This is a genomic window from Lysobacter solisilvae (assembly GCF_016613535.2).
Classification (GTDB): Bacteria; Pseudomonadota; Gammaproteobacteria; order Xanthomonadales; family Xanthomonadaceae; genus Agrilutibacter; species Agrilutibacter solisilvae.
Map to the genome: position 1 here is coordinate 1,972,934 of NZ_CP071518.1, position 21,523 is coordinate 1,994,456.

The window sequence follows — 21,523 nt, forward strand, 5'->3', positions numbered from 1 at the left end:
GGTACATGAGGGCGAACTGGCGCTCCGGGTGGCGCCGCAGCTGCGCGATCGCGTGCTCGAGGCGGTCGCGCAGATACACGCGGTTGGGCAGCCCGGTGAGGGCGTCGTGCATCACCTGGTGCTTGAGCTGGGCTTCGATGCCCTCGCGCACTTCGATCTGCTGCCGCAGTTCGCGCGTGCGCTCCAGCACGCGCTGTTCCAGCTCGACGTTGAGCCGGTGCAGTGCCTCGGCCTGCGCGCGACGCAGCAGGGTGTTGGCGATCTGGTAGGAGACGAAGGTCAGCAGTTCGGCGTCGCCGGCGTCGTACAGCAGGTCGGAGCGGTAGCTCTGCACCGCCACCACGCCGATCACGCCGTCGGCGCCGCGCAGCGGCACGCCCAGCCAGCACTGCGACAGCTGGCCGTAGGTGCGCGAGTAGTCGAAGTCGCCGGTGGCGATCATTTCCTGCATCAGGGCCTGGTCGGCCAGCAGCGTGGCGCCGGTCCGGATGACGTACTCGCTCAGGCCGCGCGCGAACGGGCGCGCCTGGTTGCGTTCGATCTTGGCGTCGACGTAGTACGGGAATTCCAGCATCGCGCCGTCGTCGGCGACCAGGGCGATGTAGAAGTTGTCGGCGTTGAGCAGCTCGCCGACCGCCTCGTGGATGCGGCGGTAGAAGCGCTCGGTGCTCTCTTCGTGGTTGGCCAGCGCGGCGATGCGGTACAGCGTGGCCTGCAGGTGCTCTGCGCGCTCGCGCTCGCGGATCTGCTCCTGCAGCACGCGGTTGGCGTCGGCCAGCTTGCGCGTGCGGTCCTCCACGCGCCATTCCAGTTCCTGCCGGCCCTTCTTGCGCTCCACCGCGTTGAGCACGTGCTCGGCGACGAAGGACAGCACCGCGCAGTCGGAGGCCGTGTAGCGCTCGCCCTCGCGATAGGTCTGCACGACCAGCGCGCCCACTGTCTGGCCGGCACGGATCATCGGCACGCCGATGAAGTCCACCGCGGGCGTGCCCAAGCCGATGCCGCCGGGCACGGCCAGGATCTCGGCCACCTCGCGCGCGGAGCCGTGGACGACGCGGCCGTGGCGGATCAGGCCCAGGGTCAGGCTGTTGCCCATCTTCGCGGCGGGCAGGTCCTCCTCGGGGTCGTACATGCCCGGGTCTTCGTCATCGGCGAAGTACACGAAGCGCAGCGCGTCGCGTTCGGGCGCGTAGAGCGCGATGTAGAAATTCTCGGCGTACATCAGCTCGCCGATGATGTCGTGCAGGCCCTTGAGCAGGCTGGGCATGTCGCGGTCGGAGCCGGCCATGTCCGCGATGGCGAACAGCGCGCGCTGCAGCTGCTCGGCGCTGGCCGACACCGAGACCGCGCTGCGCAGGCCGAGCAGGGTGGACAGCTCGGCCAGCCGGCGCTTGGCCAAGGTGGTCAGGCGGACTTGCGCGGGAGTGAGCGGGGGCAGGGGACGGCCGTGCAGGGTGACCAGTTCCGCCCGTCCCTTCTCCTGGCTGTCATGCAGTTCGAGCACGCCGCCGGCGGACACAGCCGAATGGGGTGCGCGCGCGACGGGGCCGGCGGGCACGAGCCTGACGGCGCCCTCGCGGTGCAGGGCGACGGCCACGTCCGCCAGCCCGTGGCCGGACAGGCCGCGGACCAGCGCCTCGCCCACTTCCTCGGCCGTCTCCCCGCACAGGATGGCCACGGCGTGCTCGGCCAGCGGCGCGGCGGGCGCCTCGTCGCCATCGAAGGGCGCATTCGCGCTCTCGAGCGGGAAGCCCGGGTGTCCAGCGAGTCGACTCTCGGCGGCCATTGCAGTTCCAGACGCGGGTGAGGCGGGCTGCATGGATTCCGGGCTCGCCGTCTCCCGGAGCGCAGGCCGTGAAGAACACGGCCACCGGAAGCGGCATGGAAAATGCAGCGGTTCCCCGCGATATCGGCGCGCGGCGACGGGGCTTGACCGGAGATTCCTGAATGTCGGCGAGAAGGATGCGCCACGACAGGAGGCGGCCGAAGCCTGCAGGAGGCATGGGGCGGGTCTCGATGCGCCGCCGTCCGATTGGGCCGGGGGGCTTTGGGATGGCGATGGCGGGTCGAGACCCGCCCTATTCGGGATGTCCGGCCGCGCCGGGAAGCGCTTGCCTCGCGGCTTTGGGATGGCGATGGCGGGTCGAGACCCGCCCTATTCGGGATGTCCGACCGCGCCGGGGGCGCTTGCGTCGCGGCCTTGGGATGGCGATGGCGGGTCGAGACCCGCCCTATTCGTAAGGGCGGGTCTCGACCCGCCGCCCCGCCGCACCCTTCCTGTAAAATCCGGCCACGATCCGGACGGCGGCCGCGCGTTGGCCAGCGGATCGACAGGGGAAATCCACATGGTTCGACTTCTTGGCCTGGCTGCACTGGCAGCCGGCATCCTCGCTGCGCCCGCGCACGCCGAACTGCATTCGTGCACCCAGATCGGTTCGCTGCCCGCGACCATCAGCGCGCCGGGGGCCTACTGCCTGAAGCAGCATCTCTCGACCGGCATCGCGGCCGGCGCGGCCATCACGATCGCGGCGGACGACGTCACGCTCGACTGCAACGGCTACAAGATCGGCGGCCTCAACACGACGGCGGACACGCTGGCCGTCGGCGTGCAGGCGGTCGACCGCGCCCAGGTCGTCGTGCGCGGCTGCAACGTGCGCGGTTTCCACACCGGCCTGGCGCTCAGCGGCCGGCGCCTGCTGATCGAGGACAACCTGGTCAACGGCAGCCGTTCGACCGGCATGCGCCTGTCGACGCAGCAGTCGATGGTCCGCGACAACCGCATCCACGACATCGGCAGCACCACCGCAGCCGCCGCCTACGGCCTGCGCCAGGACGTGAGCGGATCGACCGTGATCACCGGCAACCACATCTCGGGCATCGTCAGCAACGGGCCGAGCGTGGGCATCTGGAGCACCGGCGCGCTCGACGTGATCGCCGGCAACCGCATCTTCGCGATGGTCGGCGGCGTGGCCGGGCAGGCCATCGGCATCCATGCCAGCGCACGCGCGGTCGACATCCGCGGCAACCACCTGATCGCGCCGTATTCCACCAACAGCTACGCGGTGCAGCTGGGCGACCACGGGCACGAGGGTTCACCCACCGTGTGCACGGGCAACACCGCGGTCGGGTTCACGTTCTCGCCGGTGTACAGCACCTGCGTCCTCAACGTCGGCAATACCACCCATTGATGGCCCGCCGGCTGCGCGCGCGTTCCGGCGCCGCCCCGGCTTCCGCTTCCAGGATCCCAGCATGCTTCGCACCCTGACCCTCCTCGTACTGGCCGCGGCCGGCGTGGGCACGGCCCACGCCGAGTCGTCCGTCTGCACACCAATCACCTCGCTGCCGGCGGTGATCACCAGCCAGGGCGTGTACTGCCTGGCGGTCGACGCCAACATCACCCTGTTCCAGGGCACGGGCCTGCGCATCGCCGCCGGCAACGTCACCGTGGACTGCAACGGCCACCGCATCACCGGGCCCGGCGCGGCCAATGGCATCGAAGCGACCGACGTGGCCAATGCGACGGTGCGCAACTGCGACATCCGCGGGTTCCAGACCGGCATCCTGCTCGGCGGCAAGGGCACCAGCAGCCCACGCGTGGAAAACAACACCATCCAGGCCAGCACCCTGCGGGGCATCCACGTCGAAGGCACCGGCGCGCTGATCCGCGGCAACCGCGTATTCGATACCGGCGGCTTCCAGTCCTCGGGCACCGCCGGCATCTCGGTGACGGGCGACGAAGTGCGCGTGGAAGGCAACCAGGTGGCCGGCGTCCACAGCGCCAGCTACAGCGCGGTGGGCATCAGCATTTCCGGCATCTACTCCACGGTGACCGACAACGCCATCAGCGACCTGGTGTCCGGTGACCAGTCGCCGGTCGTGGTCGGCATCGGCGTTTACGGGGATGGCTGGTACTGGGCGGTGCAGGGCTCCGTGCAGGGCAACTCGATCATGGCCGGGGCCGCGGCCACGCCGGCCAACGGGTTTCCCGTCGTCGCCGGACGGATCGGCACGCGGCCGTATTCGGCGGTGGTGTGCAAGGACAACGTCATGATGGGTTTCTCCGTGCCCAACGGCGGTACCGCCCTGGGCAAGTGCAAGGACGGCGGCGGCAACCTCGCGAACTGACGCGCCCCGCGGCACCTGCCCACCCCTCTACCGGACCGAGCCCGAGCCATGACCCGTTTCCTCCTGCCCGTGCTGCTGGCCTGCGCGGCCCTCGCGCCGACGCCGTCCCGCGCCGCCCAGAGCTACGACAGCTGCAAGGGTTTCATCGACTCGCTGCCGGCCACGCTCTTCCAGGAAGGCACCTACTGCCTGCGCGGCAACCTCAGCACCAGCCAGATCGACGGCAGCGCGATCCTGGTGACCGGCAAGAACGTCACCATCGACTGCCACGATTTCAGGATCAGCGGCCTGGGCGCCGGCGCGGCCACCCAGGCGCGCGGCATTGCCAGCGAGTACAACGGCACCAACCTGCGCGTGCGCAACTGCCAAGTGCGTGGCTTCGCCTTCGGCGTGCATGCCCAGGGCAGCGGCACCACGGTCGAGGACAGCCGGCTGGACCGCAACACGGTGTACGGCCTGTACAGCACCACGAAGGCCATCTACCGCCGCAACCGGGTCACCGCCACCGGCGGCTCCACCGTGGCCTCCACGGCGGCGGGCATCGCCGGTGCGGCCGACCAGGTCCGCGACAACCTCATCGACACGGTGACCCCGCGCCCGGACCTCAGCGGCAACAGCACCGGCTACGGCATGCACCTGGCCCCCGACGCCTTCATGGTGTCCACCGTCACCGGCAACCGCATCCGCGGCGTGACCCGCGCCGGCCTGGGCGTGGCCAGCGGGATCGTCGTCCGCGCCGGCGGGCGCGCGATCATCCGCGACAACGACCTGGATGGCGACCACAGCGGCCTGGGTCGCGGCCTGGTCTGCGCCAGCAGCGACTACTGGGCCAAGGACAACTACGTGCGCGAGTACCACGTGGGCATGGAGGGCTGCATCGACGGCGGCAACGTGATCGTGCCCGCCGCCGCGGTGTACCCGAACTGATCGCACCGATCGAATTGATCCAACCGATCGCACCCACGAACCGCGACTGCACAGGAATGACCGCCATGACCTGCCGCCTGCCCTTGCCGGCCACCAGCCTGCTGGCCACCACCCTGGCCCTGGCCTGCGCCAGCCTGCCGGCGTGGGCCGCCCGCAGCTACGACAACTGCACCGGTTTCATCGAATCACTGCCGGCCACGCTCTCCACTCCGGGCAACTGGTGCATGCGCAAGGACCTGGGCACCGCCGTGGGTTCGGGCAATGCGATCACGGTGGCCGCCGACGACGTCGTCATCGACTGCAACGACTTCAAGCTCGGCGGCATGTCCGCCGGCGCGGCGACCACGGCCCAGGGCATCGGCGCCTGGGACCGCCGCAACATCACCGTGCGCAACTGCAACATCCGCGGATTCGCCACCGGCGTGGCGCTGCTGGGCACCCAGGGCGGCGCCCATGTGGTGGAGGACAGCCGCTTCGACGGCAACACCTCGATGGGCCTGCGGGTCGAAGGCGATGCCTCGATCATCCGCCGCAACGTGGTGGTCCGCACCGGGGGCTCGCAGGCGCCCAACAAGGCCAGCTTCGCCAGCGGCATCGAGACCTATGGCCGCGTGGACGTGCTGGGCAACACCTTGCGCGGGCTGGTGACCTCCGATCCCTACCATGGCTACACCATGGGCATCTTCGCCGGCACCGACGTGTCCACCGTTGCCGACAACCACATCAGCGGCCTGACGTCCCGCGGCGACGGTTACGCCATCGGGATCTTTGCGCAGGGCAGCGTGCTGATGCGGCGCAATGTCGTCAGCGGGGCGTGGCTGCCGCAGTCGACGGGCGTCTACTGCGATTCCGACGCGCGCATCCGCGGCAGCGTGATCACCGGCTTCCAGACCGCGCTGATCAACTGCCGCGACGACGGCAACACGCTGGTGGAACCGCCGCCGGTCGAAACCCCGCCTTCGCCCTGACCGCCCGGCCCCCCATTCCTACGGTAAGCCCCATGCCTTCCTGCTTCCGATCCTGCCTGATGCCCCTCGCGTTGCTGCTGCTGATGGCGGCGGCGCCTGCCCGGGCCGCGCACAGCTACGACAACTGCACCGGCTTCATCGATTCGCTGCCCGTGACGATCACCACGCAGGGCACCTGGTGCCTGCGCAAGGACCTGAGCACCTCGATCAAGTACGGCGTGGCCGTGCAGCTGGCCACCAACAACGTCACCCTGGACTGCAACGACTTCAAGATCGCGGGCAGCGCGGCCTTCATCGACTACGTCCCCGATGGCATCCAGGCGCAGGACCGGCTGAACATCACCGTGCGCAACTGCCGCGTGGAGGGCTTCACCCGCGGCCTGTCGCTGGCCGGCGCCGCCGGTGGCGGCCACGTGGTCGAGGACAACCGCTTCACCGCCAACACCTTCGTCGGCATGCTGGTCGAAGGCGACGGTTCGGTGGTCCGCCGCAATTTCGTCGGCGGCACCGGGCGTTCGATGACGCCGCCCTACGACACCCACGCCTACGGCATCGTCACCGCCCAGGACGTGGACATCGTCGACAACGAAGTGTCCGGCGTGCAGCCCTACCAGTGGAGCACGGGCAACGCCTTCGGCATCGTGACCCGCGGCAGCAGCGCCACCGTCGCGCGCAACCGGATCAGCGGGGCGCATTACGGCATCTCCGACAGCGAGTCGACGCGGATCGTGATCCGCGAGAACGAAGTGCTGCTGTCCGGCGGCAGCGACACCGGGATCACCTGCGCCAGCCCGCTGGGGCGTGCCGAGCGCAACGTGATCGTGCGTGCGGGCACGCCGCTGGTCACCTGCAGCAGCCTCGGCAACGACGTGCTGCCGTGACCCGCGCCGCCTTCCTTTCGATGCCAACCCCCGTGCACACCGGAGCGCCCATGGCCCGCCCCCTGTTCCTGTTGCTGGCCGTTGCGGCAGTGGCCACCTGCATGCTGCCGGGCGCCGCGCGCGCCGCGCGGGCCTACGACAACTGCACCGGCTACATCGATGCCGTGCCGGCGGCGATTGCCACCCAGGGCACCTGGTGCCTGCGCAAGGACGTCTCCACCGCGGTGGCCAATGGCGCCGCGATCGAAGTGAAGACCAACAACGTCATCATCGACTGCAACGACTTCAAGATCGGCGGCCTGGGCGCGGGCACCGGCACCTCGACCTTCGGCATCTACGCCGCGGCGCGGGTAAACGTCACCGTGCGCAACTGCAGCCTGCGCGGCTTCCGCTACGGCGTGGCGCTGCTCGGCGCCGCCGGCAGCGGCCACGTGGTCGAGAACAACCGCCTGCAGGGCAACACCCAGGCCGGCGTGGTGGTGGAAGGCGACGGCTCGAGCGTGCGCAACAACCTGGTCACCGACACCGGCGGCTCCACGCTGTACACCGGCAGCGCCGCCGGCGTGCGCACCCTGGGCGCCGTGCACGTGCAGGACAACATCGTGTCCGGCGTCGCGCCCAGCGCCGACGCCGACGGCCACGCCGGCGCGATCGGCATCCACAGCCTGGCCAACGACAACGGCGCCCTCCAGCGCAACCGCGTGCGCGGCCTGCTGCCCGTCGGCGCAGGCACGGCCGTGGGCGTGCGCATCGAAGGCGACACCACGCTGGTGCTGGAAGGCAACGACGTGATCGGTCCGGCGTCGGGCACCGGTCTGCTGTGCGACGCCGGCACCGTCCTGGCCACCGGCAATGCCGTCCTCGGCTTCGCCACGGCGATCGATACCTGCGTCGATGTGGGCGGGAATGTCGTTGACGCGGAGTGAGTGACGGCGGGCCGACATGGGTCGAGACATAGGGCGGGTCTCGACCCGCCGCCGTCCGATTCGGCCGGAGTCGAGTTTCAAGGGTTAGAGAAAGGGTCAGGGGAGTGCTAATGGAAGGGGGGCCGTCGCAGCTCGAATTGCGCAGCGCGAAGTTCACGTACGCGGTCTTCATGCTGCCTGCCGCCGTCCTCGCCCTGTTGGCCGTTTCGGCTGAGTTGAACAATGGCGGGGCCTGGCTTGCCACGGCTGCGATGGGTTTGCTCGCGGTTGCCGTGCTGGGGCTTTGCATTGGATTCAACCGGATCCGGCTGGACGGTCAGACACTCTCGTTCCGTGGCACGCGGCGTGCGTCATTTCGGATCGACGAAATCCGGGTGACGGCGAAGGGAAAGCAGGTAAACGGACGCTCGATGGTGGTTCCCGTATTGATCGTGCACCGACGGGGACAGCGGGCCGCCTGTTTCGTGAAACCGATCAAGGCCTTCGGGAGAGAGGACCTGGTCAGGCTGCTCCTGGAGCTTCGCCAGCAGGGCGTCCCGGTAGTGGTGAAGCCGAGTTCCGGATTGTCCGTGCCGCAATGCAATCCGGCCGGCGGCTGAGGCTGGATTCCGCGGAGTCTTCACGCGTTCGCTCGTTGGGCCGGAAAGTCATTATTCCGGGGCAGGTGAGCCGCAGCGTTGGGGCTCGCAGCTGCGTCGTTGAGGCTTGAAGCCTTTCCTCCACGAGGCTGGCAGCTCAATCGTCGGCGTCGGAAGCCCTGGTCGTGGGACTTCTAGCCTCAAAGTCCGGTCGGGGATGCTTCGGCGCCGCGGCAATTCGGCCCGTGTTTCGGATCGATTGCCCCGGGATTTGGGCTCGTTTCACTCGTGATTACGGCGCGGCGGGGATCCGGAAGGGTTCGACGGCGCAAATACGACGCCGGGTGGCCGACGTGCGACCAAGGCGCGGTGTCCGGAGAGAGGCCGGAATCTGACTGACAGCCTTCGGGTGTCTGCAGCGAGCCGAACGAGCCTGGCCGAAGGGCGCCCGACCCTGGCGACGAAGTCCGGAACCTTGGCGATGGGGTTCGGAGCCTTGGCAGTGAGGTTTCCTGACCTTGGCGATAAGGTTCGGAACCTTGGCGATGAGGCTCGAAGCCCTGGCGATGAGGCTCAAAGCCTTGGCGATGAGGTGGCGAACCTTTCCGGCAAGGTTCTGGGCCTTTCGGGTGAGTGAAACGAGCCTTGCGCGCAGGGCTCCGGGCTTTGGCGATAAGGTCCGGAACCTTGGCGATGAGGCTCAGAGCCTTGTCATTCGGGTCGACAACCTCGTCGAATGACCCCGCGTCCGGGAAACGAGCCCCGGACGACCCCGTGCACGAGGCTTTCAGCCTCATCGCCAAGGCTTTGGGCCTTGGCGGCAAGGCTCTTGAGCCTTAGCGAAATGACTCGGAGCCTCATCGGGCAAACGCGTGAAGGCGTCGGCTTAAGCTCCTTCCCCCGTTTCACGGGGGAAGGTTGGGATGGGGGCGGACGATCGCGACGGTCATGACGGGGCTGGTTCGAAAGGCACGAGATATCGGCTCTCTGGCGATCTGCCGCCCCCACCCCAACCGTCCCGGCCAGCAGGCACAGCCTGCTGGCGTTCGATGACGCGCGGACCAGTGGTCCGCAAGCGCGTCCTCTCACCCCCCGTGAAACGGGGGAGGGAGCCGTCAAGGCTGCCAATCCACCGCATGCTCGTCGAGGTACACATGCACGGCTTCGCCGATGGTGGGATGGATCGGGCCGAAGCGTTCCAGGATCTCGAAGCGTTCCAGTTTGTCCTTCACCGGGTCCTTGAGCTCGGCCAATCGCAGCTCGATGCCGGCCGCCTGCAGCTGTCGCACCAGTTCGGCCAGCATGTCGGCCGAGGTGACGTCGATGCTGGTGACCGGTTCGGCGGCCACCACCACCCGCCGCACCGGGGTGGGCGATTGCGCCACGGCGGCCAGCACCCGCTGGTGGAACAGTTCGGCGTTGGCGAAGAACAGGGGCGCATCCCAGCGGAACAGGACCAGGCCCGGGACCCGCCGTGCGTGCGGATAGCGCTTGGTGTCGTGATAGCCGCGCAGGCCCTCGACCCGGCCCATCACCGCGTCGTGCGGCCGCCATGCATCCCAGAGGAACTCGATGACGGCGATCGTGATCGCGATGCCGATGCCCGGGATCACGCCCATCACGGCCACGCCCGCGAAGCAGGCCATCGAGAGCCAGAACTCCCAGGGCTGGATGCGAAGGATTCGGCGCAGGTCGTCGAACTCGAACAGGCCGATCGCCGCGGCGATCACCACCGCCGCCAGCGCGCTGTTGGGCAGGTGCTGCAGCAGGTTCGGCGCCACCAACAGGAGCAGGGCCACGGTGACGGCCCCGACGACGCCGGTCAGCTGGGTTTTGGAGCCGGCTGCTTCGGCGACCGGAGTGCGCGAGGAGCTGCTGCTGATCGGAAAACCCTGGAACAGCCCGGCCGCGAGGTTCGCGGCGCCCAGGCCGATCATTTCCTGGTTGGGGTCGACCGTGGTGCCCATCCTGGCCGCGTACGTGCGTGACAGCACGCTGGTGTCGGCGAAGGCCACCATCGCCACCGCGCAGCCGCCGATCACCACGTCGCGCAGGTCGGCCAGGCCGATCCACGGCAGCACGAACGACGGCAGGCCCTGCGGCAGCGGGCCGAGCACCTTCACCCCGGCGTGGTCGTCCAAGCCGAGCGCGCCGACGACGATGGTCGCGGCCACCACGGCGATCAGCAGGCCGGGAATGCGCTTGTACGGTTTGAGCAGCAGGATCAGCACCAGCGTGCCGGCGCCCACGGCGAACGCGGTCCAGTTCGACTGCCCGTCCAGGAGGGCCTGGCCGATCCGCACGCTGTCGCGCAACGGTCCGGCGCCTTCGATCGAGAATCCGAACAGCTTGGGCAGCTGGCTGATCAGCACCGTGAGCGCGATGCCGTTCATGTATCCGTAGCGGATCGGCTTGGACAGCAGCTCGGTGACGAAGCCCAGGCGCAGGATGCCGATGAGCACGCACACCAGCCCCGAGACCACCGCCATCAGGCTGGCCACGAGCACGGCGCGCGCGGGGTCGCCGGCCGAGAGGGGCAGTACGACCGCGAGGATGACCGCCGCCAGCGAGGAGTCCGGCCCCAGCACCAGGATGCGGCTCGGGCCGAACACGGCGTAGGCCAGCAGCGGCACGATCGTGGCGTACAGGCCGTAGATCCCCGGCACGCCGGACGCGACGGCGTAGGCGATGCCGACCGGGACCAGCATCGTGGTCAGCACCAGGCCGGCCACCAGGTCGTGCGGAAGCCAGGCCGCCTGGTAGCGGCGCAGGACCTGCAGTCCGGGTAACCAGCGCGTCCAGTCGATCATGCCCGTGGGCTCTCCTGCGGCGGGTGCGCTTGTGGGGGGGCGCTCGTGGCGAGTGCGATTGTGACGGCTGCGGTCTTGGCGCGCGCGGTGCATGCGTGCCGCGACGCAGGCAGCCCGCCGGCGCCGTGGTCGGCGCGTGCGCCAGGTCGCCGATGGGCTGTGCGGGGAGCCAGGCCGGCCATGGCCCTCGAGGCTCCACGCAGTCACCGGCGATCCGGATGGCGGGAGGCTTGGTAGGCTGGCCCGACCGACGCCGTCCTGCCTGACCGGAGGCCCCCTTGGATTGGTTGATACCGCAAGGCCTGTTCGCCGAGCACCTGATCGCGCTGATCGTGGCCCTGCTGGTGACGGGCCTGGTCGTGGTGATCCATTACGAAGGCGTGCACGCACTGGCGGCGCGTTATGCCGGGCGCACGCCCAAGCGCGATCGCGGCATCATGCTGCGGGTGATCTTCGCGCTGCTGGGCCTGCACGTGGTGGAGATCTGGTGCTACGGCCTGGCCTACTGGGGCCTGACGAAGGTGCAGGGCCTGGGGTTCCTGCACGGCGTGCACGGAGCCGACACCCTGTTCGACGCGGTGTACCTGTCGGCCACCACCTACAGCACGGTCGGGTTTGGCGACCTGTCGCCGGTCGGCGCGGTGCGCGTGGTCTCGGGACTGGAATCGCTCACCGGGCTGCTGCTGATCACCTGGTCGGCGTCGTTCACGTACCTGGAGATGTCGCGGCTGTGGAGCGATGGCGTGCCGGGCCGGAGACAGGACTGATCGGCGACGCGGGTAGCGCGCTATCCGTGCCGCTTGAAGTACTGGACTTCCCGCTCGTGCTTCTCCGCCGCCGCCCGCGTGGGGAAGGTACCCAGGTTGCGGCGCTTGCCGGTGCGCGGATCCTTCTTGCGCGAGTAGAGACGGTACCCGCCGGAGGGCAGCTTGCGGATCATGTCGGGGCTCGCAGTGGTGCGATGACATGAAGCCATGGCGGCCGTGATCCGGCCGTGGGGGATTGCTGGTGATCTGGCGGCCGTGGTCACGCAACCGCAACAGCAAATCGCAACAGCAACAGCCGCGACGCATAGGGCGGGTCTTGACCCGCCTGCGCCTCGGCGGTGTTCCGGCCTCCACTGGCGCTGATCTGGATCCCGCGTCGAACTCACACCACTTCGTTCAGTCCCGGTCGCGGCCAAGACGCGCCAGCGGAAATCGGCAAGCCTGGCTTGTAGCCCGGGCACACCTCCGTTGGCGACCAGGTGGCGGGTCAAGACCCGCCCTATGCACGGGTTGGCAGGTCAAAGGCCGCCCCGCGGGCGGCCTTTTCGTCTGATCGCTGCGGCTGAGGGAAATCAGCTAAAGGCCTTCGGCCTTCATGGCCGCCTGCACGCCGGCATCGGCCAGCAGGCGGTCGCGGAAGGCGGTGAGGTGGTCCAGGCCCGCCAGGTCGATGCCGACCTTGCCGGCCCACAGCGTGGTGATCAGCAGGTACGGGTCGGCGTAGCTGCGGAAGCCGGCGATCCACTCCTTGCCTTCCAGCTGCTCGTTGGCCCGTTCGAACAGGGCGCGGACGTTCCTGCGCGCCTGGTCCTTCACCGCGTCGTGCTGGCTCTCGTCGGCGATGTAGCGGCCTGGACCGAAGATCGGCTTGAACGCGGGGTGCACGTCGGAGTTGACGAAGGCCAGCCAGCGGTTGGCCTCGGCGCGCTGGCGGGCGCTGCCGTCGCCCTGCAGCTTGGCTTCGGGCCAGGTGTCGGCGATGTAGCCCAGGATGGCCGCGTTCTGGGTGAGGATGAAGTCACCGTCGCGCAGCGCCGGCACGGCGCCGGCGGGGTTGATGGCGAGGTATTCGGGCGTCTGCCGCTGTTCGCGGGTAAGGACTTCCACATCGAACTGGCCGCCCGTCCACTGCAGGACGATGTGGTCGGCGGTCGAGCAGGCACCGGGGGAGGTGTAGAGCTTCATGCGGAGTCCTTGCGGGCGGTAAGAGCCGGCGACTATGGACCGGTGCCAGTGATGCGCCAATCGGGCGGGGCGCAACGATGCGTGCCGTGGGGGGGCGGGGGGGCAGCCGATCGCTGCGGCTGAGCCCCTTCCCCCGCTTGCGGGGGAAGGTTGGGATGGGGGGCGCCGATCGCCGCGTTGCTCAAGATCAAATGTAAAAGAGTGGACAAGCCAGTTCCAAGGCTTGACCAGCTTCGCTGTTGAAAAGGCGCCTCGCCTGGCGGCGGGTTACTTTCTTTGCTCGCACACGCACGAAGTGCGAACGGCGAAGCCGGCCCCGAAGGGGTGAGCGCCGCGCTCATCAAGAAAGGTAACCAAAGAAAGTGCGGGTAGGTCCACTTCTAACCGGCCGTATCGCTGACGCGGGGATTTTCCGACGCGCCATCCATGGCGCGGCGGAAAACGTCCGGCATCCATGCCGGCCGCCCTGGCTTGCGTGAGAGCAAGGTCAGTAGCCCGGCGCACTCGGGGCCCTTCGGAATGATCGCGGTGTGCCCCGCATAGCGGGGGAAGGGGCTGAACGCGGCGACCGTTGGCCCCCATCCCAACCTTCCCCCGCGAAGCGGGGGAAGGGGCAGATTCGCGGCGACCGTTGGCCCCCATCCCAACCGTCCCGGCCAGCAGGCACAGCCTGCTGGCGTTCGATGACGCGCGGACCAGTGGTCCGCAAACGCGTCCTTTCACCCCCCGCAAGCGGGGGAAGGGGCTGATCGGGCGGATTCGCGGACGGGGTGAAGGGCCGGCTTGCGGCGGGCGAAACTCAGCCCTTGCGCGGCTTCAGCGCCTGCACCTTATAGAACGTGTGGTCGCCGATCGTGGCGACCTGGTAGGCGTTGCGCCAGGACGGGCTGGCGATGTCCAGGGCGGCGAAGTGGCTGGCGCCGGGGACGATCTCCTTGCGCTCGCCGACGGGCAGGGCCCAGTTGGTCTCGGCTTCCAGCGCGACGGTCACGGCCTTTGCCCAGGCCTCGGTGTTGCCCAACTGGGTGCCGGGGGAGACGATCGTCGGGGCGAACTGCTTGCGGGCGGTGACCACGTCGCAGAGGTTGTCGCCCCACAGGCCGCTGTCGCGGCGGCGCAGGGCCACTTCGGCCACGGCCTGCTGGCCACGGACCGACTGGTCGCGGGCTTCCAGGTACACGGTGGTGCTCAGGCACAGCGAGTCGGCGGTCTGCGGCGGCAGGACGGAGGCCAACCACAGGATCCAGGCCAGTTTCATACGTACTCCTTGCTCCGTTGGCCGGGCCGCACTTCAGCGTCGTCTTCCGATGAGGGAAGGCGGGGCACCTCGTGCGAAAACCGGTATGGCGTACTGGGGAGGGCGGCGCGCTCTGTGGCGTGCTTGGCCCGGGCATCGCCCGGCGCGGGGGCCGTGGCGGTGCAGGGGTGCCGCGTCAGGCGGCTGGAAAGTGGGCGCAAGGTAGCCGCGGTTTTCCCAACGTCGGCTGAATTGGTGACCCCCATCACGTATTGCCAAGGCCTGGCGGGGGTGCTATCCCCTCAGGCCTGTTCAGCCTTCCCACACGGCCGCTTGCCGGGCCGGCGACCTTCACGAAGCCGGCGGATACGGGGGCGGCCGCGCTTCAGGCGCCGACTTCTTCACCCACCGCGGAGCTGGCGAACGCATCGCCTCCTGCGCCGGCAGCGGCCGGTCGGTCGGCGAAACCTCGGGGACCGACCACATCCGGAACCACATGAAAGGAAGGGCGCGCCCGTCGGGGAGAAGGCGGCCTTCCCCGGCCGGATCCGGGACCGGCGCCAGGCCCGTCCCGCCCGCTTCGGCAAGGTTTTCAGGTGCCTGAACAAATCTTTCCTGGCGTCGAGGGGGAATCGCCTGTTCAGGCTTGACGTTGCCTGTTCATTCTGTACATTGATTAACGTTGTTTTCACAAACTCGCTGGCAGCCTGTGATGGCTTGACGCAAATTCAGGCACTCGTCAGCATTGTCAAGGAATCGCCAGGCGCGGTTTTCCATCAACGGGAGCACTCAATGAACAAGAAACTCCTCTGCGCCGCCCTGCTGGGTGGCCTGAGCATGGTCCAGGTTGCCCAAGCCCAGGACTTCGATGATCGCTGGTACCTCACCGGCGCCGCGGGCTTCAACATCCAGGACAATGACCGCCGGACGGAGAATGCTCCGTTCCTGGCCGTCGGCATCGGCAAGCAGCTGACCCGCAACTGGGCGCTGGACCTCGAGGTCAACTACCAGAACCCGCAGTTCGAAGCCAACGACGATCTGCTGTGGAGCCAGTACGGCGCCTCGATCGACGCGCGCCACTTCTGGGTTGAAGACGGCCGCGCCTGGAACCCGTACGTGCTGCTCGGCATGGGCATCCAGCACTCCGAGATGGAGTTCGACAACTTCCCGAACCCGAACTCGCCGGGCCAGCGTGAAGACGACAACATCGCCGCCAAGCTCGGCGTCGGCATCCAGAGCGACGTCGGCCCGGTGGCCATCCGCACCGAACTGGCCTACCGCCACGAGTTCGACGACGTCGACGTGGACGAATACAGCGCGTTCGACGACAGCGAAAGCGACCGTGGCTTCGGCGACCTGCTGCTCTCGATCGGCGTCGTGATCCCGCTGGGCGCCGAGAAGGTGGCTGCTCCGCCGCCGCCGCCGGCTGAAAGCTGCGCCGACAAGGACAGCGACGGTGATGGCGTGAACGACTGCGACGACAAGTGCCCGAACTCGCAGGCTGGCCAGACCATCGGTCCGGACGGCTGCCCGGTGCCGATCTCCATCGACCTGAAGGGCGTGAACTTCGACTTCGACAAGTCGACCCTGCGTCCGGACGCCGTGGCGATCCTCAACGAGGCCATCGAGATCCTGAAGCGCTATCCGGAGCTGAAGGTTGAAGTCGCCGGCCACACCGACGAGTGCGGTTCGGACGACTACAACCAGGGCCTGTCGGACCGCCGCTCGCGCGCCGTGTACGACTTCCTGACCAGCAACGGCATCGACGCCGCGCGCCTGTCGGGTCCGAACGGCTACGGCGAGAGCCGTCCGCTGGAACAGCTGGGCGATGACTTCCCGGGCTGCAAGTCCGAGAAGAACCGCCGCACCGAGCTGAACGTCCAGAACTGATCGGACGCCAGCTGCAACACCCCACGAAGCCCGGCCTAGTGCCGGGCTTCGTCTTTGGGGGCCCCCGTTTCCTGAACAGCGCCCGGACGCCGTTCGTCAAGAAAGCGCGTGGACGGGGTGATCGTCATTTAACGTCCACGTGAATGCGTTCAACATCGCCGCCAGCTTCACCCGAATCACCGTAAATCTTCACTGGATGGCAAGGGCGGGGCGTGGTGGAAGTAGCCGTCATGGCTTCACATTGGCTACACGATCCAAGGCGTATTGGCCGGAAATTGTGCTCTGTCCCGTGTCGTTAAGGAGTATTAACAATCGGTCATGCAGGTGTATGATCGGTCCCGAAGGATCGTGGGGGCAGCGGCTGAACCCGCTGAACGACCTGTCAAGTGCTCGTGCCGTGAAACATTTTGTTCCCGACATTTCAAGGAGTCAGAGATATGAAGATCCGCTTGTTGAGCACCGCACTGCTCGCTGGCTTGGCCTTTGCGCAGGCAGCCAACGCGCAGGATTTCGACGATCGTTGGTATCTGACCGGCTCCGCCGGCTGGAATATCCAGGATAACGATCGCGGCACGCGCAATGCTCCCTTTGTCGCCCTGGGCGTAGGCAAGTTCCTCAACCGCAACTGGTCGCTGGATGCGGAGCTGAACTACCAGAACCCCAGCATGGACTGGAACGATGACCTGAACTTCAGCCAGTACGGCATCTCGTTCGATACCCGCTACCACTTCGTCCAGGACGGTCGCGCCTGGAACCCGTACATCGTGATGGGCCTGGGCTACCAGCGCTCGGAAGAAGAGTTCGATGCGTTCCCGAGCCCGAACTCGCCGGGTGAGCGCGAAGACGGCCACGTCGCCGGCAAGATCGGCGCGGGTATCCAGAGCGACGTGGGTCGCGTGGCGATCCGCACCGAACTGGCCGTCCGCCTGGACGCGGACAACGACAGCGTCGGCGCCCTGCTCGAGGACGACGACAACAACGACGGTGAGGACTGGTTCCAGGACCTGCTGCTCTCGGTCGGTGTCGTGGTCCCGCTGGGTCCGGAAACCGCTGTCGCCCCGCCGCCGCCGCCGGCTGAAAGCTGCGCCGACAAGGACAGCGACGGTGATGGCGTGAACGACTGCGACGACAAGTGCCCGAACTCGCAGGCTGGCCAGACCATCGGTCCGGACGGCTGCCCGGTGCCGATCTCCATCGACCTGAAGGGCGTGAACTTCGACTTCGACAAGTCGACCCTGCGTCCGGACGCCGTGGCGATCCTCAACGAGGCCATCGAGATCCTGAAGCGCTATCCGGAGCTGAAGGTTGAAGTCGCCGGCCACACCGACGAGTGCGGTTCGGACGAGTACAACCAGGGCCTGTCGGACCGTCGCTCGCGCGCCGTGTACGACTACCTGACCAGCAACGGCATCGACGCCGCGCGCCTGTCGGGTCCGAATGGCTACGGCGAGAGCCGTCCGCTGGAACAGCTGGGTGATGACTTCCCGGGCTGCAAGAGCGAGCGTAACCGCCGCACCGAGCTGAACGTCCAGAACTGATCGGACGCCAGCTGCAATACCCGCGAAGCCCGGCCCAGTGCCGGGCTTCGCTTTTTTGCGGCCTTCCCGCGCGCGCGGTGCCGGTCGTCTTCACGCCCTCGTGGTTGTCGCTACACACGGGCGTGCCTACACTGCCCCGACGAATCCAGGAGTCCCCGCCCATGCGCCGTACCGTGATTGCAGCCGCCGTTTCGCTCGTCGTCGTGTCCGGCAGTGCCTGGGCGCAGTCGGCCGGCGCGTGCGGTGCGCTCAACCAGCGCGCGCTGCCGGTGCAGCCGACGATGCTCGCGCCGCTGGCGCCGGAACTCACCGCGCCGACCCACCAGCTCGGTGCGCCCACCGGCGTGCTGGCCCAGGCCGTCGACGAAGCGCTGGCGGTGGACAACGTGCTGCTGCGCCTGAAGGTCGAGGCCTGCCTGGCCAGCACCATGCCGGCGCCGTCGCCGGGGCTGCCCTCGTCCACCGACCCGGCCGCCTACAAGCCCAAGACGGCATTCGACAACACGCCCTGGCGCTTCGACATGAGCCAGAACGGCAAGCGCATGACCGCCGACGAGTTCACCGCGTGGATGAAGGCCAAGGGCGTGCGCGTGGCCAAGGGTGCCGGTGGCACTCCGGTGGCTGCACCGGCCCCCGTGACCCCGCCGGTCACCCCGCCGACGACCCCGCCGGCCGCCGGAACGACGCCGAAGAAGTAAGCGGCTCGCCGGCCCGGCCGCCGCTTCCCGACGTTTCGCCATGAAGACCTCGCCACCGCGCCATGGCCTGGCCCGGGTGCTGTCCAAGCGCGGGCTGTGTTCGCGCACGCAGGCGGCGCAGTGGATCAGCCAGGGGCGCGTGCGGGTGGACGGCCGCGTCATCCGCGACCCGGAGTTCCCGATCACCGCCGACGGCGCCCAGCAGATCGCCATCGACGGCGACGAGGCCGGGCAGGCGCCTGCCCGCCTGTACCTGATGCTCAACAAGCCGCGCGGCCTGGTGACCACCGCGCGCGACGACCGCGGCCGCGAAACCGTCTACCGGTGCTTCGATGGCGCCCAGGTCGACGACGGGCAGGGCGGCGGCATGCCCTTGCCGTGGGTGGCGCCGGTGGGACGGCTGGACAAGGCCAGCGAAGGCCTGCTGCTGTTCTGCAACGACCCGGCCTGGGCGGCGCGCATCACCGACCCCGAGCGCGGTCCCACCAAGACCTACCACGTGCAGGTCGACACCCAGCCCGGCCCGGAGCTGCTGCTCGCGCTGGAGGCCGGGGTCGACTGCGAGGGCGAATGCCTGCGCGCGCGCCAGGCCCGGGTGCTGCGCCTGGGCGAACGCAACGCGTGGCTGGAAATCGTCCTGGACGAAGGCCGCAACCGGCAGATCCGGCGCCTGCTGGCCGCGTTCGACATCGCGGTCCTGCGCCTGGTGCGGGTGGCCGTCGGCCCGCTCGAGCTGGGCGGGCTGGCCAAGGGGCAATGGCGCCTCCTCAGCTCCGGGGAAGTGGACGCCCTGCGCGCGTAGGCCAGGCGGACCCACGCGACGCGCATCGGCGTGGCGCATTTTTCGAACGCGGCGAAGCTTCGGGCGCAGCGCAATTCCGGACCTGGCGCACAAGCGCAAGCCTCATGCCTTCCCGGTCGTGCCCCGGCCGTTGTGACGCCCGCACGCATCGCGATGTGACTGCCGGCACGGCTGAGTCAAAAAACCGCCTCGTCCGCTCGCGTCGCATCTGAAGTGTGGCGCCACGCACTCTTTCCTTTCGATGCCGCGTGGTTCTTTACCGCCCGAATCCCCGGGGGCGGGGAACACAACCAACGAAAGGGGAAGGGGAATGCGCAAGAGCATGATCGCAGTCTCGTGCCTGCTGCTCAGCGGCGTCGCGATGGCCAAGGATGTCTCCCACACGGACGGCGCGCTCGCCAGCCGCTCGATTCTCGCCACCGCGCTGCAGGGTACGCAGCAGCGCGAAGCCGCACCGGTCGGACAGCCGCAGGCCGCCGACGGCTGGATGGCCGCCAAGAGCAAGAAGACGGCGGCCAAGGCCGCGCCGCAGGGCGTGCCGACCCGCCTGGCCGATCCGAGCAACCGGTTCAACATGACCCAGGACGGCAAGAAGATGACGGCCGACGACTTCGACAAGTGGATGAAGAAGAACGGCTACCGCGTCGCCACCGGCGCCCCGGCCAAGGCCGAGGACGGCGTCACCAAGGGCGGCGCGAAGTAATCCGGCAGCAGGCCGGTCCGGCGCGATCCGACGGCCTGTCGGGTCGCTGACGATCCCGCGTCGGTTGGCGCTGCGGGATGCGTTGCGGGCCCTGTGCTTCGGAGCGTCGGCGCAGACGCATGGAAAAAGCCCGCCGGGAACGGCGGGCTTTTTTCGTAGGCCAGTGTGCGAACGGGATGCGGGTGGTCAGGCCTTGATCACGCCCAGTTCGTAGCCGATGCGGATGAACGCATCGATCGCCCGGTCCAAGTGCTCGCGGGTGTGCGCGGCCGACATCTGCGTGCGGATGCGCGCCTGGCCCTTGGGCACCACCGGGAAGAAGAAGCCGATCGCGTAGATCCCTTCCTCCAGCAGGCGCTGGGCGAACTTCTGCGCCAGCGGCGCGTCGTACAGCATGACCGGGCTGATCGGATGCACGCCCGGCTTGATCTCGAATCCGGCCTGGGTCATGCGCTCGCGGAAGTAGGCCGTGTTGCCGGCCAGGCGCTCGCGCAGGTCGTCGGCGGCGGCCAGCATCTGGAAGGCCTTGATGCCGGCGGCCACCACGTGCGGCGGCAGCGAGTTGGAGAACAGGTAGGGACGCGAGCGCTGGCGCAGCAGCTCGATCACTTCCTTCTTCGCCGTGGTGAAGCCGCCCAGCGCGCCGCCCATCGCCTTGCCAAGCGTGCCGGTGAAGATGTCGATGCGGTCCATCACGCCCTTGACCTCGGCCGAGCCGCGGCCGGTGGCGCCCAGGAAGCCGGTGGCGTGGCATTCGTCGATGTGCACCAGCGCGTCGTACTTTTTCGCCAGGGCGCAGATCTCGTCCAGCGGCGCGATGAAACCATCCATCGAGAACACGCCGTCGCTGGTGATCATGATCGTGCGCGCGCCGTCGGCGCGGGCCTGCTGGAGCTGCTTCTCCAGGTCGGCCATGTCGCTGTTGGCGTAGCGGTAGCGCTTGGCCTTGCACAGGCGGACGCCGTCGATGATGGAGGCGTGGTTGAGCGCGTCGGAGATGATCGCGTCGTTCTCGTCCAGCAGCGGCTCGAACAGGCCGCCGTTGGCGTCGAAGCACGCCGCGTACAGGATGGTGTCCTGCGTGCCGAAGAAGTCGGAGATCGTCTTCTCCAGCTGCTTGTGCAGGTCCTGCGTGCCACAGATGAAGCGCACCGAGGCCATGCCGAAGCCGTGCGTGTCCAGCGCCTGCTTGGCGGCCGCGATCACGTCGGGGTGGTCGGCCAGGCCCAGGTAGTTGTTCGCGCAGAAGTTCAGCACGGTGCGGCCGTCTTCCAGCGTGATCTCCGCCGACTGCGGCGAGGTGATGATGCGTTCGGACTTGAACAGGCCCGCGGCGCGGATCTCTTCGAGGGTGTCGGCGTAGCGTTGGGTCAGGGACATGTTCTTCTCGCTCGTCATCCCCGCGCAGGCGGGATGTCTTTGGCCGTCATCCCCGCGAAGGCGGGGATCCATGGACGTTGCTTTTGATGCGTCTGTTCTTCTGATCGT

General features: G+C 68.4%; 17 protein-coding genes and 2 pseudogenes. 13 read left to right on the plus strand and 6 right to left on the minus strand.

Annotated elements, in window-relative coordinates; all coding sequences use genetic code 11:
* Positions 1 to 49: 49 nt before the first annotated feature.
* Positions 50 to 1,819, minus strand: a pseudogene (locus I8J32_RS18080) (GAF domain-containing protein); the annotation flags it as partial.
* Positions 1,820 to 2,345: 526 nt separating this feature from the next.
* Here I8J32_RS18080 and I8J32_RS08740 point away from each other — a divergent pair.
* The 7 genes from I8J32_RS08740 (at position 2,346) to I8J32_RS08770 (ending at position 8,426) form a co-directional block, all read left to right on the plus strand.
* The gene (locus tag I8J32_RS08740; RefSeq protein ID WP_200610928.1) at positions 2,346 to 3,188 is read left to right on the plus strand and encodes a right-handed parallel beta-helix repeat-containing protein; all 843 of its coding nucleotides are present in this window, start codon (positions 2,346 to 2,348) and stop codon (positions 3,186 to 3,188) included.
* A 61-nt stretch (positions 3,189 to 3,249) separates the two neighbouring features.
* Positions 3,250 to 4,125: a right-handed parallel beta-helix repeat-containing protein gene (locus I8J32_RS08745; RefSeq protein ID WP_200610930.1), complete on the plus strand. Its 876-nt coding sequence runs from the start codon at positions 3,250 to 3,252 to the stop codon at positions 4,123 to 4,125.
* 48 nt (positions 4,126 to 4,173) lie between these two features.
* Positions 4,174 to 5,052, plus strand: coding sequence for a right-handed parallel beta-helix repeat-containing protein (locus I8J32_RS08750; protein WP_200610933.1), 879 nt, complete (start codon positions 4,174 to 4,176; stop codon positions 5,050 to 5,052).
* 65 nt (positions 5,053 to 5,117) lie between these two features.
* Positions 5,118 to 6,020 (plus strand): right-handed parallel beta-helix repeat-containing protein, encoded by a 903-nt coding sequence (locus tag I8J32_RS08755; protein WP_207526509.1) that lies wholly within the window; start codon positions 5,118 to 5,120, stop codon positions 6,018 to 6,020.
* A gap of 59 nt (positions 6,021 to 6,079) precedes the next feature.
* Positions 6,080 to 6,901 carry a right-handed parallel beta-helix repeat-containing protein gene (locus tag I8J32_RS08760; protein WP_200610938.1) on the plus strand — a complete coding sequence of 274 codons (822 nt, stop codon included), beginning with the start codon at positions 6,080 to 6,082 and terminating at the stop codon, positions 6,899 to 6,901.
* A gap of 50 nt (positions 6,902 to 6,951) precedes the next feature.
* Positions 6,952 to 7,827, plus strand: coding sequence for a right-handed parallel beta-helix repeat-containing protein (locus I8J32_RS08765; protein WP_200610940.1), 876 nt, complete (start codon positions 6,952 to 6,954; stop codon positions 7,825 to 7,827).
* A gap of 110 nt (positions 7,828 to 7,937) precedes the next feature.
* Entirely contained in the window at positions 7,938 to 8,426 is a 489-nt protein-coding gene (locus I8J32_RS08770) for a hypothetical protein (RefSeq protein WP_200610943.1), read from the plus strand.
* A 1,094-nt stretch (positions 8,427 to 9,520) separates the two neighbouring features.
* Here I8J32_RS08770 and I8J32_RS08775 read toward each other — a convergent pair.
* Positions 9,521 to 11,215: a SulP family inorganic anion transporter gene (locus I8J32_RS08775; protein WP_200610945.1), complete on the minus strand. Its 1,695-nt coding sequence runs from the start codon at positions 11,213 to 11,215 to the stop codon at positions 9,521 to 9,523.
* Between the two features lie 278 nt (positions 11,216 to 11,493).
* On the opposite strand from I8J32_RS08775, the gene I8J32_RS08780 reads away from it, so the two are divergent.
* The gene (locus I8J32_RS08780) at positions 11,494 to 11,982 is read left to right on the plus strand and encodes a potassium channel family protein (protein WP_200610948.1); all 489 of its coding nucleotides are present in this window, start codon (positions 11,494 to 11,496) and stop codon (positions 11,980 to 11,982) included.
* Positions 11,983 to 12,002: 20 nt separating this feature from the next.
* Here I8J32_RS08780 and I8J32_RS08785 read toward each other — a convergent pair whose 3' ends face one another.
* The 3 genes from I8J32_RS08785 to I8J32_RS08795 form a co-directional block, all read right to left on the minus strand.
* Positions 12,003 to 12,155 carry a hypothetical protein gene (locus I8J32_RS08785; RefSeq protein ID WP_200610950.1) on the minus strand — a complete coding sequence of 51 codons (153 nt, stop codon included), beginning with the start codon at positions 12,153 to 12,155 and terminating at the stop codon, positions 12,003 to 12,005.
* Between the two features lie 403 nt (positions 12,156 to 12,558).
* Complete coding sequence (locus I8J32_RS08790) at positions 12,559 to 13,167, minus strand: glutathione S-transferase N-terminal domain-containing protein (protein WP_200610953.1); 609 nt, start codon at positions 13,165 to 13,167, stop codon at positions 12,559 to 12,561.
* Between the two features lie 799 nt (positions 13,168 to 13,966).
* Positions 13,967 to 14,425: a cell wall hydrolase gene (locus I8J32_RS08795; RefSeq protein ID WP_200610955.1), complete on the minus strand. Its 459-nt coding sequence runs from the start codon at positions 14,423 to 14,425 to the stop codon at positions 13,967 to 13,969.
* A gap of 771 nt (positions 14,426 to 15,196) precedes the next feature.
* On the opposite strand from I8J32_RS08795, the gene I8J32_RS08800 reads away from it, so the two are divergent.
* The 5 genes and pseudogenes from I8J32_RS08800 (at position 15,197) to I8J32_RS08820 (ending at position 20,035) form a co-directional block, all read left to right on the plus strand.
* On the plus strand, positions 15,197 to 16,294 hold the full coding sequence (locus tag I8J32_RS08800) for an OmpA family protein (RefSeq protein WP_200610958.1): 1,098 nt from the start codon (positions 15,197 to 15,199) through the stop codon (positions 16,292 to 16,294).
* Between the two features lie 437 nt (positions 16,295 to 16,731).
* Positions 16,732 to 17,832 carry an OmpA family protein gene (locus I8J32_RS08805; protein WP_200610960.1) on the plus strand — a complete coding sequence of 367 codons (1,101 nt, stop codon included), beginning with the start codon at positions 16,732 to 16,734 and terminating at the stop codon, positions 17,830 to 17,832.
* A gap of 161 nt (positions 17,833 to 17,993) precedes the next feature.
* The gene (locus I8J32_RS08810; protein WP_245156275.1) at positions 17,994 to 18,530 is read left to right on the plus strand and encodes a hypothetical protein; all 537 of its coding nucleotides are present in this window, start codon (positions 17,994 to 17,996) and stop codon (positions 18,528 to 18,530) included.
* Positions 18,490 to 19,332 (plus strand): annotated as a pseudogene (locus I8J32_RS08815) (pseudouridine synthase); the annotation flags it as partial. The gene I8J32_RS08810 and the pseudogene I8J32_RS08815, both read left to right, overlap by 41 nt.
* A gap of 322 nt (positions 19,333 to 19,654) precedes the next feature.
* Positions 19,655 to 20,035, plus strand: coding sequence for a hypothetical protein (locus I8J32_RS08820; RefSeq protein WP_200610966.1), 381 nt, complete (start codon positions 19,655 to 19,657; stop codon positions 20,033 to 20,035).
* A 186-nt stretch (positions 20,036 to 20,221) separates the two neighbouring features.
* Here the strand turns inward: I8J32_RS08820 and kbl are convergent, their stop codons facing one another.
* A complete protein-coding gene (gene kbl / locus I8J32_RS08825) occupies positions 20,222 to 21,415 on the minus strand; it encodes a glycine C-acetyltransferase (RefSeq protein WP_245156276.1) in 1,194 nt (397 codons plus the stop codon).
* Positions 21,416 to 21,523: the final 108 nt, after the last annotated feature.